The organism is Planococcus shenhongbingii (assembly GCF_030413635.1).
Classification (GTDB): domain Bacteria; phylum Bacillota; class Bacilli; order Bacillales_A; family Planococcaceae; genus Planococcus; species Planococcus shenhongbingii.
In genome coordinates, this window is sequence record NZ_CP129235.1 from 1,143,887 (window position 1) to 1,157,792 (window position 13,906).

At 44.8% G+C, this 13,906-nt stretch carries 13 protein-coding genes; 10 read left to right on the forward strand and 3 right to left on the reverse strand.

The genetic code is table 11. The features are described from left to right. Nucleotide 1: 1 nt before the first annotated feature. A complete protein-coding gene (locus QWY16_RS05665; RefSeq protein ID WP_300991958.1) occupies nucleotides 2-427 on the reverse strand; it encodes a disulfide formation protein C in 426 nt (141 codons plus the stop codon). 131 nt (nucleotides 428-558) lie between these two features. Here QWY16_RS05665 and QWY16_RS05670 point away from each other — a divergent pair, with 131 nt between their 5' ends. The 4 genes from QWY16_RS05670 to QWY16_RS05685 all read left to right on the forward strand — a co-directional run bounded on the left by QWY16_RS05670 (nucleotide 559) and on the right by QWY16_RS05685 (nucleotide 5,791). Further along, nucleotides 559-2,103 (forward strand): carbon-nitrogen hydrolase family protein, encoded by a 1,545-nt coding sequence (locus QWY16_RS05670; protein ID WP_300991959.1) that lies wholly within the window; start codon nucleotides 559-561, stop codon nucleotides 2,101-2,103. A 77-nt stretch (nucleotides 2,104-2,180) separates the two neighbouring features. Then, the gene (locus QWY16_RS05675) at nucleotides 2,181-3,881 is read left to right on the forward strand and encodes a phospho-sugar mutase (RefSeq protein WP_300991960.1); all 1,701 of its coding nucleotides are present in this window, start codon (nucleotides 2,181-2,183) and stop codon (nucleotides 3,879-3,881) included. Nucleotides 3,882-4,020: 139 nt separating this feature from the next. Further along, entirely contained in the window at nucleotides 4,021-5,136 is a 1,116-nt protein-coding gene (locus QWY16_RS05680) for a GAF domain-containing sensor histidine kinase (RefSeq protein WP_300991962.1), read from the forward strand. 19 nt (nucleotides 5,137-5,155) lie between these two features. After that, complete coding sequence (locus QWY16_RS05685) at nucleotides 5,156-5,791, forward strand: response regulator (RefSeq protein ID WP_300991963.1); 636 nt, start codon at nucleotides 5,156-5,158, stop codon at nucleotides 5,789-5,791. Between the two features lie 95 nt (nucleotides 5,792-5,886). Here the strand turns inward: QWY16_RS05685 and rsgA are convergent, their stop codons facing one another. Then, complete coding sequence (gene rsgA / locus QWY16_RS05690) at nucleotides 5,887-6,942, reverse strand: ribosome small subunit-dependent GTPase A (protein WP_300991964.1); 1,056 nt, start codon at nucleotides 6,940-6,942, stop codon at nucleotides 5,887-5,889. Between the two features lie 331 nt (nucleotides 6,943-7,273). On the opposite strand from rsgA, the gene QWY16_RS05695 reads away from it, so the two are divergent. The 6 genes from QWY16_RS05695 (at nucleotide 7,274) to QWY16_RS05720 (ending at nucleotide 13,292) form a co-directional block, all read left to right on the forward strand. Further along, a complete protein-coding gene (locus QWY16_RS05695; RefSeq protein ID WP_300991965.1) occupies nucleotides 7,274-7,489 on the forward strand; it encodes a hypothetical protein in 216 nt (71 codons plus the stop codon). 168 nt (nucleotides 7,490-7,657) lie between these two features. Further along, complete coding sequence (locus QWY16_RS05700; RefSeq protein WP_300991966.1) at nucleotides 7,658-8,911, forward strand: acyl-CoA dehydrogenase; 1,254 nt, start codon at nucleotides 7,658-7,660, stop codon at nucleotides 8,909-8,911. 70 nt (nucleotides 8,912-8,981) lie between these two features. Next, nucleotides 8,982-9,977 (forward strand): phosphotriesterase family protein, encoded by a 996-nt coding sequence (locus QWY16_RS05705; RefSeq protein ID WP_300991968.1) that lies wholly within the window; start codon nucleotides 8,982-8,984, stop codon nucleotides 9,975-9,977. 213 nt (nucleotides 9,978-10,190) lie between these two features. Then, entirely contained in the window at nucleotides 10,191-11,387 is a 1,197-nt protein-coding gene (locus QWY16_RS05710; RefSeq protein WP_300991969.1) for a cytochrome P450 family protein, read from the forward strand. 102 nt (nucleotides 11,388-11,489) lie between these two features. Continuing rightward, nucleotides 11,490-12,785 (forward strand): DUF2254 domain-containing protein, encoded by a 1,296-nt coding sequence (locus QWY16_RS05715; protein ID WP_300991970.1) that lies wholly within the window; start codon nucleotides 11,490-11,492, stop codon nucleotides 12,783-12,785. A 102-nt stretch (nucleotides 12,786-12,887) separates the two neighbouring features. Next, nucleotides 12,888-13,292 (forward strand): YndM family protein, encoded by a 405-nt coding sequence (locus tag QWY16_RS05720; protein ID WP_300991971.1) that lies wholly within the window; start codon nucleotides 12,888-12,890, stop codon nucleotides 13,290-13,292. A gap of 41 nt (nucleotides 13,293-13,333) precedes the next feature. Here the strand turns inward: QWY16_RS05720 and QWY16_RS05725 are convergent, their stop codons facing one another. Continuing rightward, nucleotides 13,334-13,900 (reverse strand): hypothetical protein, encoded by a 567-nt coding sequence (locus QWY16_RS05725; protein ID WP_300991972.1) that lies wholly within the window; start codon nucleotides 13,898-13,900, stop codon nucleotides 13,334-13,336. Nucleotides 13,901-13,906: the final 6 nt, after the last annotated feature.

A 13,906-nucleotide genomic window follows, 5' to 3' on the forward strand; every position in this document is an offset into this window, starting at 1 on the left:
TTTACTTTTCCTCCTTCAAAGACTTCCATAAGTAAAGGCTCATCCCGGCAATCAATATGAAAGCGATCAGGGCTAAAAATGGAATGGTGATGAATCCGAAATAATTGATGTACTGGCCTGTGCAGGGCACGCGTCCGCATGCCGGAGCAGAGTCGGACAGAAAGTCCAGTTTTTGGATTCCGTAATGGTAGAGTGAGATGCATCCGCCAATCACTGAAAATATAAGTGTGGTAAGTGCAATTCTAACATTTTTCTGAACATAGGCGACGCCGATAATAATTACGAGCGGGTACATGAATATCCGCTGAATCCAGCACAACTCGCATGGCTCATATCCCCGGATCTCAGAAAAATACAGTGAACCCATTGTAGCAACAAGTGCCACTCCCCACATTGAAAGCAAAATATTCTCTTGGCGCTTCGACATTGGCTGGTACCTCATTTCAAAATTTACTTCCTTAAAAGTATAATTGTTATATGCAAACAAGTAAATTAATATTAACTTCCGCATTTATCCTATATAATAAAGTTTGAAACTTTTGTGAAGGAGTGTCTGCAGTGCCAGAACAATTCGATTTATCCGATTTCGAAAAAAGCATGGTCATTCGGGAAATGACTTATTCTGATATTAATGCCATCCTGGAAATGCAGCGTCTGTGTTTTCCTGGGATGGACCCATGGAAAGAAGAACAATTACGAAGCCATTTAGGCATTTTCCCTCAAGGTCAGCTTGTAGCAGAATTGGATGGCAAAGTCATTGGTTCCTGTTCAAGCTTATTGATCAACTTTGATGAATACGACGATCGCCATACATGGGACGATGTGACTGACGGTGGTTATATTACGAACCATAACCCTGATGGTTACAATATGTATGGAATTGAAGTAATGGTGCATCCGGATTTTCGCCGGATGCAAGTAGGGCAGCGGCTCTATGAAGCGAGAAAAGAACTGGCTCGTGAATTGAATTTAAAATCCATCATTCTTGGAGGGCGCATTCCGAATTACCATAAGCATGCGGATGAAATGTCACCGCGGGAATACGTGGATGCAGTATCACGCCATAAAATCTATGATCCAGTTTTAACATTCCAATTGATGAACGGTTTCCAATTGATGCGCATCAATCCGAATTATTTGCAGGATGATTTGGCATCCGGGAAGTACGCGACATTAATGGAATGGAACAACGTCGATTATAAACCAATTTCCAAGCGGCATTTTAAAACAAGCTTGCCAGTGCGAATTTGTGTGGTCCAGTACTTGATGCGTGCCATTGAATCATTTGACGACCTTGCCAATCAAGTAGAATACTTCGTGGATGTAGCATCAGATGCACATTCCGATTTCGTGGTATTCCCAGAGATTTTTACAACGCAATTGATGTCATTCCTGAATGAGCCATCACCTAGTCAGGCAGTCCGCAAATTGACGGAATACACGCCGCAGTATATTGAATTGTTTACGGACCTTGCGGTGCGCTACAACATCAACATCATCGGCGGATCGCATTTTGTAAAAGAAGAAAACGATGAAATTTACAATATCGCGTATTTATTCCGCCGGGATGGTTCCATTGATAAACAATACAAAATCCACATCACACCGAATGAGCGGAAATGGTGGGGAATTTCTGCTGGAGACTCCGTGCGTGTATTTGATACGGATTGCGGTAAAATCGCTATTCAGATTTGCTATGATATCGAGTTCCCGGAACTTGCGCGTATTGCGACAGATATGGGTGCGAATATCATCTTTTCTCCTTTCTGTACAGAAGACCGCCAAGGCTATTTGCGCGTTCGTTATTGTGCACAAGCCCGGGCTGTGGAAAATCAGATTTATACTGTTATTTCCGGAACGGTCGGCAACTTGCCGCAAACGGAAAATATGGATATCCAATACGCTCAGTCCGGCATCTTTGCGCCGTCTGATTTTGAATTTGCCCGCGACGGCATTGTTGGAGAAACCAATGCAAACCTTGAAATGGTGCTGATCGGGGATGTCGATCTTGAAATCCTTCGCCGCCAGCGCCAAAATGGTACCGTCAAGCAGCTGAAAGACCGCCGGCATGACGTTTACAGCATAAATTATAAAAAAGATTGATCGCCAAGCCGCTTCCAAAAAAGGAAGCGGTTTTTCTTTGGAATTTTTGGTAAACTATATGGTATGGAGGGATGCATATGACATGGCAGGAACGTATCAAACGATGGTTGGAACATGACAAGCTCGATGAACAGACAAAAGAGAGTTTGACGCTGCTAAAAGATGATGAAAAATTGGCAGAAGACGCGTTTTATCAAGATTTGGTGTTTGGTACAGGAGGCATGCGAGGCGAAATTGGTCCGGGCACGAACCGCATGAATGTCTACACAGTCCGGAAAGCATCTCAAGGAATAGCGAATTACATTAAAGAAAATGGCGAACAGGCTATGGCGCGCGGGATGGTCATTGCCTATGACAGCCGCCGGATGTCTCCGGAATTTGCGCAGGAAGCAGCCCGCACATTTGCGGCAAATGGCATCCATACGTATTTATACAGCGGACCGCGGACAACGCCCCAGTTGTCATTCAGTGTCCGGTATCTGAACGCCTTCATGGGCATTGTCATCACAGCAAGCCACAATCCGCCTGAATACAATGGCTATAAAGTTTATGGCGAAGACGGTGCACAGCTGAACTTGGAAGACGCGGACCGGGTCATTGAATACGTCAGCAAAGTGGAAGATGAACTGAATATTGTCAATGACACCTATCAGCAAGACCTTCTTGTGACCATTGACGAGAAACTTGACCAAGCTTATATCACAAATGCTTTAACGGTCCAGGAACATTCCGCTTCACCCATTTCGGCGGTTTTCACTCCGCTTCACGGAGCGTCAGGAGCCACTGTTAAACGGCTGCTTGAAGCTGCAGGCTATGACGGTATCACCTATGTAAAAGAACAGATGGAACCGGACGGTGAATTTCCGACTGTTAAATCACCGAACCCTGAAGAAGCATCGGCTTTTGAGATGGCGCAAGTTTACGGCAAAGATAACGGAGCGGATTTATTGATAGCAGTGGATCCGGACGGGGACCGTGTTGGAATCGCAGTCTGGAGCGGCAGCCATTACGAATTGCTGTCGGGCAATCAAACAGGAGCCATTCTGATTGAATACGTACTGCGGCAAAAACAGAAAAAAGCTACGTTGCCGGAAAACGGCCGCATCTTTAAAACCATTGTCACTTCGGAGTTTGGCCGCGTCATTGCCGATTCCTATGGCGTCGACTGTGTCGATGTATTGACTGGTTTTAAATTTATCGGAGAAAAGCTGAAAGAAAATGACAGCACGAAAGAATTTGAATTTTTATTCGGCTATGAGGAAAGTTATGGCTACCTGATCCGTGATTTTGCCCGTGACAAAGATGCCGTACAGGCCGTCTTATTGCTTGTAGAAGCTGCTGCTTATTACAAAACACAAGGCCAAAGCCTGCATGATGTGCTGATCGAGTTATATGGCCGTTTTGGCTGGTACCGTGAATCGCTTGTTTCGGTAACGAAAAAAGGCGTAGAAGGCGCGCGGGAGATCCAGAACTTGCTGGCAGGCATGCGTGAAAAACCGCTTCAGGCCATTGCTGGAATTCCAGTAGTTTCTATAGAAGATTATGAAACACAAAACCGCATTTTCGTGGATTTGAACACGGATGAAAAAATCGAACTGCCGCAAGCGAACGTCATCAAGTATTTCTTGAAAGACGGTTCCTGGGTTTGCCTGCGTCCGAGCGGCACCGAACCGAAAGTGAAATATTATTTCGGTGTCTTTGCCGATACGGAGCAGGAAAGCGACGAAAAATTGGAGCTCATTAAAGAATCGTTTCTTGATGAAGTGAATAGCAGGTAATGAGATGCTTCACTCAGTAAGGAGTAAAGCAGGATAACAGGAAAGCTCCCTCATGAAGGGAGCTTTTTCATTCAAAAGTACGAGGCAAAGGCCATCGGAAAACGTGTATGGTAGAACTAACGGTGATGGGGTGAGGAAAATGTTGTTGGATGATCATTCCAATGTGACATTATTAAAGGAAATTGCAGAACTGTTGAATGAGGAAACCGACATGGACCGCATGCTTGAAGGGGCTGTTTGGAAGCTGTTGAACGGTTCCAATTTTGAGACTGCGTGGATTTTCTTCATCGATGGACAAGGCAAGCATCGATTAGTGGCGGAGGCAAATTTGCCTCCGGCTTTAAAAGACAACGGCTGCCGGCATCTGCAAAAAGGCGGCTGCTGGTGCGTCAAACGTTTTCGCGACGGGGAGCTTGAAAAAGCTTCAAATATTATTGCTTGCCAACGCATAGAAAATTCCATCGTGTCGAATTCGGGAGATTCCGGGGGCATCACCCACCATGCGACGGTGCCGCTGCAGTCGGGAACTGAAAAGTTTGGGCTTCTCAATATCGCTGCTTCTGAAAGAATCGGCTTTTCAAAAGATGAATTGGCACTTCTGGAGTCAGTGGCTTTCCAAATTGGTTCAGCGATAAAGCGAATCGGTTTAACGAGACAAGAGCAAGAGTTGGCTCTTGTAAAAGAACGCAATCGGTTGGCGCGTGATCTGCATGATTCGGTAAACCAGCTGCTGTTTTCTGTCACGCTGACGGCCAGAGGCGGCATTGAAATGTCTGAAGACCCGGAAATTCAGGACACTTTCCGAGACATCCAACATTTGACACAGGAAGCGTTGAATGAAATGCGGGCTCTTATTTGGCAATTGCGTCCGAAAGGCCTGGAAAGCGGATTGCTTGAAGCGATTAAAGGGTATGCTGAAATGCTTGGGTTGTCTATGGAGCTGAAAGTGACGGGGGTCATCCAGCTGCCTTCCCGGACAGAGGAGACGCTATTCCGGATTTCGCAGGAAGCATTGAATAATATCAGGAAACATGCAGGCGTTAACAACGTTCAACTGTATATGTCTATAACTTCTTCAGATGTTTTGCTGGTCATAAAAGATGAAGGCCGTGGATTTTTGATTGACGAGCGGCTGTATATCCCATCAATCGGCATTCAAAGCATGCGTGACCGTGCAAGTGCTGAAGGCGGCACAGTCGACTGGTCAAGCAAAATAGGAAAAGGGACAGAAATTCTCGTTCGGATTCCGTATTAAATAAGGAGTGAGTAGCAAGGTGAAAGTACTGATTGCTGATGATCACCATGTAGTTAGGCGCGGATTGTTATTTTTTCTGAAGACGCAAAAAGACATCGAAGTTGTCGGTGAAGCGGTAAATGGAAAAGAAGCAGTGGCCATGGCTGGGCAATTGCAGCCGGATATTGTGCTGATGGATCTGGTAATGCCGGAAATGGACGGCATCGAAGCCACCCGGGAAATTAAAGAACGTTATCCCCATATTATTGTATTGATGCTGACAAGCTTTTCTGACCGAGATCATGTAGTGCCAGCCATCGAAGCAGGAGCTGCAGGTTATCAGCTAAAAGATATTGAACCGGATGAACTGGTGGCATCGCTGCGCAGTTTGATGCGGGGAGAAAATATCCTGCACCCGAAAGCGACTTCAGAGCTGATGAAAGGGCCAGCCGAAGCTGCGCCGCATACCGTCAATTTATTGACGCCGCGGGAAAAAGATGTGTTGGCGGAATTGACAAAAGGCAAAAGCAATCGGGAAATTGCATCAGCTTTGTATGTAACTGAAAAGACGGTCAAGACGCATATATCCAATATTTTCACTAAACTTGAAGTCCAAGACCGGACGCAGGCGGCTCTTTATGCGGTCAAGCATGGTTTGACCGAAGCGCCCAAATAAAAGAAGCAGACCCGTACGGAAGACCGTATCGTGTCTGCTTCTTTTATTGCTTTCACTAGATGCAGGGAAATACCCCTCATGTAGCAACGTTTCCATTAACGTTTTTTGACGGGACGCTTTCTGTTGTCTTTCGTAATTTGTTTCCATTTATTGCGTTCCGCTTTTTGGGCAGCTGCATCGCTTTTTCGTTCCATATGCGCCAGTTCCCGTTTCAGCTTGACATAGCTTCTAAAACGATCGTGCTGCAATTCACCTGTCAACAAGGCTTCCTGCACGCGGCATCCGGGTTCGTTGCCATGCTGGCAATCACGGAACCGGCACTCATCTGCCAATTGTTCGACATCCGAAAAACCGCTTTCAACGCCTTCTTCGTAATCACCGAGCTGGAATTCACGCATTCCCGGTGTATCGATCAATAGACCTCCACCAGGCAGCCGGACCAGCTCACGGTGTGTTGTAGTGTGCCGGCCTTTGCTGTCGTCTTCACGGATGTCCTGGACAGCCATCAATTCACTGCCGGACAAAGCATTGATCAGTGATGATTTTCCAACACCGGATGAACCGAGCAATGCGCCGGTTTTATTTGGCGCAAGGAGATTTTGCAGGTTTTCAATTCCTTCGCCGGTTACATTGGACACCGCATGGACCGGAACTCCGAAAGCCACCGATTCCACGTCCCGCAAATAAGGTTCCAAGTCGGCACATTGATCTTTTTTAGTCAGCACGATGATGGGATTTGATCCTGAATCCCAAGCGGCCAGTAAATATCGTTCCAAGCGGCGGACGTTAAAGTCATGGTTCAAGGACATCACCAAAAAAACATAGTCGACATTGACTGCAATCAATTGGATATTCGATGTATCACCAGCCGCTTTTCGTGAAAACTGGGAAAAGCGGGGAAGGACTTGATGAATGATTCCTTTTTCCTCACCAGGCATCTGTTCCACCATGACCCAATCGCCGACCGCAGGAAATTCGCTGTGCAAGTGCTGATGACGGTATTTTCCGGAAAGGGTGCTTAGCCATTCTCCATTATTCGTAACTACCCGATAAATATTTTTATGTTCTAATGTAACGCGCCCCGGTATACCAGCAGCGCCGATTTTTTCTTGCCATGAATTATTCCAGCCAAATTGTTCAATTAAATTCAATGTTAGTTCCTCCTGTTATGCATAATAAAAAACCATGGATGCGCGCAAATCGCAATCCATGGTCCCAGGCATAATGGAAGAAGCGTATCGTCAGCGATACACAGAGCGGGACATTATGGATTGGATTTGCGTATTCAAAAATAAAATAGCCATAATGCCTCACCTCTTTCTTCAAGTTAACTTAAAGATACTGCAACCGGATACAAGGGTCAAGGTTTTTTGATTGAAAATATAAATTTATCCAATGATTCAGGATTTTTGTTATTTTCATTGCCGAAAAGGGAATAAAAGAAAAAGGACAAATTGACAACCTTTGAAAGGAGGAAATTGCATGGTTGAAGCTAAATGGCTTAAATTAGGCGCAGCTGCCGCTCTTTCTATTAGCATGCTCAGTGCTTGTGGGGATGGAGACGGAGACGACGATAATATTGAAGTTGAAGACCCGGCACGTGATGAAAACGATCAAGATGACGATAGCGGTAAAGACTCAGATGAAGAATTGGAAGATGACAGCAATGAAAAGAAACAAGATGGAGATGCACCGTAATACCGATAAAGAAGCCACAGCAATGTGGCTTCTTTTATTTATGAATAAAAAGGATAGAAATGAAAAGTCTGGATGAAACGCTCTTGCTTTTACAAATTGGAAGCGCTACCATTAAGTTAATATTCTGAACATACCAGATGGTTAGCAACAGAGAGGTGGAAAGTTAAAATGGATTTTTCATATTCAGAGAAAACAGTTAAACTCCAAGAAAAATTGATTTTATTCATGGAGGAGCATGTCTATCCGAGTGAAAAGATTTTTGAAGAGCAATTGAATGCGCAGCATAGCCGCTGGGCCCAAGTTCCGCCAATTATGGAAGAATTAAAACAAAAAGCGAAAGAAGCGGGCTTATGGAATTTGTTCCTGCCGGAAAGCAAGTACGGGGCAGGGTTGTCCAATCAGGAGTATGCACCGTTATGCGAAATAATGGGAAGGTCGCTGATCGGTCCGGAAGTCTTTAATTGCAACGCGCCGGATACCGGCAATATGGAAGTGCTGGTCCGTTACGGCACGGAAGAACAAAAAGAAAAATGGCTGAAACCGCTTCTTGCAGGAGAAATCCGCTCGTGTTTTTCCATGACTGAACCGGACGCAGCTTCAAGTGATGCGACGAATATTGAAGCTTCAATTGTCAGGGACGGCGATGAATATGTCGTTAATGGCCGCAAGTGGTGGTCGTCAGGAGCAGGGGACCCGCGCTGCAAAATTTCCATCGTAATGGGGAAAACCAATCCCGATGGACCAAAATATGAACAGCAGTCCATGATCTTGGTGCCACTCGATGCACCGGGCGTAAAAATTGAACGGCTATTGTCTGTTTTCGGCTACGATCATGCGCCGCATGGCCATGCGGAAATCACGTTTGACAATGTGCGGGTGCCGGCAGCCAATATGATCTGGGCGGAAGGAAAAGGATTTGCCATCGCCCAGGGGCGCTTAGGGCCAGGCCGCATCCATCATTGCATGCGGCTGATTGGCGCAGCAGAACGCGCGCTCGAGGAAATGTGCAGACGTGTGCAAAGCCGGCAGCCTTTTGGCAAGCCGCTCGCAAGCCAAGGCGTGGTGCGCGAATGGATTGCTGATTCAAGAATTGAAATTGAACAAGCCCGTTTGTTGACGCTAAAAGCCGCTTATATGATGGATACAGTTGGCAATAAAGAAGCAAAAGCGGAAATAGCGATGATTAAAGTGACAGCTCCAAATATGGCGCTCCGTGTAATTGACCGGGCCATTCAGGCATTCGGGGCAGCAGGAGTAAGCGAAGACTTTACATTGGCGGCGCAATGGGCGAACGCACGGACACTTCGGCTGGCGGATGGGCCGGACGAAGTTCACCGCAACCAAATTGCCAGTCTGGAGTTAAAAAAGTATAAGGAGCCTGAAGAAGCAAAAGACGGTATAACACCCGTGAAAGCAAGATAACAAAACCAGCAGCAAAATATCGTGTTTTCCAATTGCAAGAAGGACAGCAAATGCTGAGGAGGTTTTGCAGGTGACAAAAAGAGTGGAAACTGTGACAGGGACGATTGTTCCGGAAGCTATGGGGAAAACATTAATCCATGAACATTTCATTTTTGGTTATCCAGGATTCCAAGGAGACATTACGCTGGGGCCATTCAATCGGGAAAAGGCGATAGCGACTGGCGTTGAAGCTGCTAAGAAAATGATGGCTCATGGTGTACAGACTGTCGTCGATCCTACTCCGAATGAATGTGGACGCGACCCGGAAATATTAGAAGAGATATCCCGGCAAAGCGGACTGCAAATCATTTGCGCCACCGGCTATTATTACGAAGGGGAAGGTGCAACTCCATATTTTAAATTCCGTGCATCCCTTGGCAGTGCTGAGCAGGAAATTAATGAAATGTTCTTGGCGGAAATAAAAGAGGGCATCGGCGGGACGAGTATCAAACCGGGAATTATTAAACTGGCTTCCAGCAGAGATGTTATCACGGATTATGAAAAAATGTTTTTCAGAGCTGCTGCACGAGCTCAACAAGAAACCGGCATTACGTTGTTGACCCATACTCAAGAAGGGACTATGGGACCCGAACAGGCGCAGTTTCTGCTTGAACTTGGTGCAGATCCGGCAGGAATCGTCATTGGCCATATGTGCGGCAATACGGATGCTGCTTATCATAAAAGAACACTCGAAACGGGTGTATACATCTCATTCGACCGTTTTGGGCTGCAAGGGATAGTTGGAGCACCGTTAGACCATCAGCGGATCAGCACTTTACTAGAGCTGCTGGATGCAGGATTTGAAGACCGCATCATGCTTTCGCATGATTCAATCAGTACTTGGCTTGGCCGCCCGCCGGTAATTCCTGAGCCTGTACAGCCGGCAGTCGCGAATTGGCATCCGACACATCTATTTGAAAATGTGGTGCCAGAACTTAAAAAAGGCGGAGTAACGGAAAGCCAGATCAATAAAATGTTTACGGATAATGCAAGGAAGTTATTTGCAGCGGAAACGGCTGCAGTGTAAAGGGGACGGCCCCTTGCTTCTAATAAAGCGTAAGTTAATACTATTGCTCCTGTTTCTGTCTCTGCATCGCTGCGCTAGCTTTGTCGCAAAGGAGTTGTCCCAAATTACTTTTGGGACAACTCCTTTTTTGTTTCTAAAAATGGAAATTTAAGCATATAGAACGAGACAGAAAGTTGGAAGTACGGGTATATGTATGAAAAAGGAGGGGAAACGATGAATATGCACAATTCAGGTGAAGCAGGATTATTTACGGAAGGTTTTATCCAAAACCCATATCCAATATATGAGAAGCTTCGAAAAGAAGATCCAGTGCATCGTGTGCGGTTTCCGGATGGTCAGCTCGGCTGGCTGGTGACTGATTATGAAGATGCAGTTGCCATCTTGAAAGATCAGCGGTTTACGAAAGATATGTCGAAATTATTCGGTGGATCGATGGATCAATTGTCAGTTTTTACACAGAATATGCTGTTTTCCGATCCGCCAGACCATAAACGCTTGCGCGGTCTTGCTCAACAAGCGTTTACTCCAAAAATGATTTCAGGGATGCGGAATCGTATTCAGGAAATCACCGATGGATTACTGGATGAAATGGAAAAGAAACAGCAAATCGACTTAATCGACGAATTTGCTTTTCCGCTGCCCATCAGTGTCATTTGTGAGATTTTAGGAGTTCCGGTAGAAGACCAAGACAAATTCCGTCTTTGGTCAAATTCATTGATTGAAGGAACGAGCGGTGAAATTGGCGTCACTGTTTATGAACATATGAATCAGTTTATTCAATATTTAGGGCAATGGTTTGCGAAAGTGCATGAACATCCGGGCGATGACTTGATCAGCCAGTTGATCATTGCTGAAGAAGAAGGAGATCGTCTGACAGAAAAGGAATTATATGGAATTGTTACGCTGCTCATTATTGCTGGCCATGAGACAACAGTAAATTTGATCGGCAATACGGTGCTGGCATTATTGGCATTTCCAGAGCAGCAGAAGAAGCTGAGAGAACAACCGGAATTGGTTTCCCAAGCAATCGAAGAATCGCTTCGCTTTAATGGACCGGTTGAGTTTAGCACTTCCCGTTGGGCAAACGAAGATATGGAGTTTAGAGGCAAACGGATTCAAAGAGGAGATTTAGTGGTGGTTTCGCTGAATGCTGCTAACCATGACCCTGAAAAGTTCAAGGACCCTCAACTTTATGACATTCAGCGGGAAAAAAGCCCGCACCTTGCTTTTGGCATGGGCATCCATTTTTGCCTTGGGGCACCTCTTGCAAGGCTGGAAGGTGAGATTGCCATTTCCAGTTTACTTAAGCGTTTTCCGAAATTGAAACTGGCAATCGATGAAAGTGAACTTGTATGGCGGCCAGGAATGATTGTCCGTGGCGTTAAAGAGATTCCGCTACTAGTTGAATAAATGAAAGCCGGGCTGGCCATCCCGGCTTTTTGTTTTGCCTTGTTTGTTGAAAGGTAATAGGGGGAAAAAGATGCTAATCGAAAAAGAAAGGAGGGGATTAAGTTGAAACCCATTTCATATACATTGAAAGAGAGAATCTGGATTACGCCGGCAGTTTACAGCATCGTCGCAATCCTATTGTCGCTGGCAGCTTTTTATACGGATTTGTATTTGGTAGAACGGTTCATTGATCATATTCCCTCTATTTTCTTAACAAAAGTGGCAGAAGGACAAACGATACTCGGGATTTTAACAGCTGCGATGCTGACGATGACCACATTCACGTTTTCAACTGTTCTTGTCGTGTTAACCATGTACACTTCCCAATTTTCTCCCCGTGCACCGGAAAATTTCATACGGAGCGCGACAACGCGGCATGTGCTGGGTATTTTTGTTGGTGGGTTTATCTTTAATATGCTGTCTTTGCTATACTTGCAGGAAGATGTATTTGATCATGAAGTTCTCTCGACAACTGCTGGAATCCTCATCGTCTTTTTCTGCATCGCCACTTTTGCTTATTACATCCATTTTGTAGCTTCAAATGTACAAGTCAGCACGTTAATCAATAAATTGACGGCTGATGCAAAACAAGTTATTGCACAGTATATAAGGCTTTATGAAAAGAAATACGTATCGCTGGAAAACTGGGCACCCCGGGAACCGAAAGAAACGGTTTCTGCCGCAAGGGCCGGATATGTTCAATTTATCGACCTTTCAAGTCTGGTCGAACTGGCAAGAGAAAATGACTGTGCAATTGAAGTGGCCATAAAAATAGGTGATTATGTCTACGAAGGAAAACCGCTTTTTTATCTTTATTCCGATAAGAAAAAAGAGCTCCCTTTAAATCAATATATAACGATTGGAGATGAAAGGACAGCGGAACAGGATCTTGGCTATGCGATCCAAAAAATTGTTGAAGTAGCTATACGAGCTACTTCTCCAGGGCGGCAAGACCCGAATACCGCAAAAGATATCTTGATCCGCCTCGGGCATTTGCTGGGGAATATGAGCCATTTGAAGACAGATGGTCTGGTATTGACCGATGAAGCAGGCAACAACCGGCTCCTTTACCAGTTTGAATCCTACAGCGATATTCTTTATAAGACTTTCTATCAAATATCCTATCACAGTAAAAAAGATGTTTCTGTCCATTCTTCCATGACAGATGCTTTGATTGTTACAGCGGCGCTGGCTCCAGCTTTAAGATATGATACCATCTGGAAAATCCAGCTTTATCTGTTGGAAGCTATAGATGATGGGGAATTGAAAACCTTAGACCGTGATTTTCTTCAAAAGAAAGTCAATGAACTAGCGAGAATTACAGGTCAGCATTCTGTAACCTTAAAAGCTAATGGCTAAGCAGAAAAAAGTTTGAAAAGTCAATGTTTTTTTAGGGAAAATGATTAAAAAATTAATGAACGGGGAAAAAATTAGTAACAATAAGTAAAGGAGGAAAGAAAAATGAATCACGTGAAAGCATTGGTTATGAAGTTCGTCATGATTGCAGCAGTCTTACTAATTATTCTTACTTTGATGTTTAATGTGCCTTTTGCTGATACGTTATGGATTAGTCTAGTGTTGACATTAGTCGCATATGTGATGGGCGATTTAATGATTTTCCGTAAAGCCGGAAATCGCTCAGATCAAACTAAACGAAATGCAATTGCTACCGTATCGGATATTGTGGTTGCGTTTTTGGTTATTTGGCTGATGGCAGATGCACTTGTTGGCAATAATATAGAAATTATTACGCCAGCAATCATTTCCGCTCTGGTAATCGGCGGCGGGGAATGGTTCTTCCACAAATACCTCGACCGCAGTGTCTTCACTGAAAAACACGACAACACGAGACCAGCAGCACGATAGATAAGAAAAAGACTCCTGAAAAGGAGTCTTTTTTGTTGCTTCTATTCTTCTAAATTAATCCGTTCGTGGCTTCCGCCAGCCTCTTTAATGTTGCTGATCAGTGTGCCACTCATTTCATAAATCTTGCCTGATGACATTTCAATAATATCGCCATTTTTAAAATACAAAGCGATGGATTGTACCGAGCGGGTATTGTCTTGAGTTCCAATCCGTTCTTCGATTTTCTCGAAATCCTCCCATTGATAACTTTGCGAAGAAATAGAGAAAGGGCCGTTATAAGTAAATCCATCCGGAGTCACATAATAATAATCACTGAGCGACAGCAAAACCCCTAATATACCTACTGCAAACAAAAGGCCCGCAGCCAAATACCTCTTCATGCGGTTTTCAAGCAGTGCCAGTGCGAAAAAACCTGCGGCAATCAAGGCAAGGCCAAGTCCTCCAGTAATTAGCGAGACAAAAGAAGTTCCGACTGCTGTTGCAGCAGGAGTGATAAAGATTACTTTCACTGGATAGAAAACAGCAACGGGTGCCACTGCCGAAGAAATCAATAAAATAATAGCGAACGCGATGTAGACAATTCTTTTTTGATCGGCAAAGTCATACATAAGCCA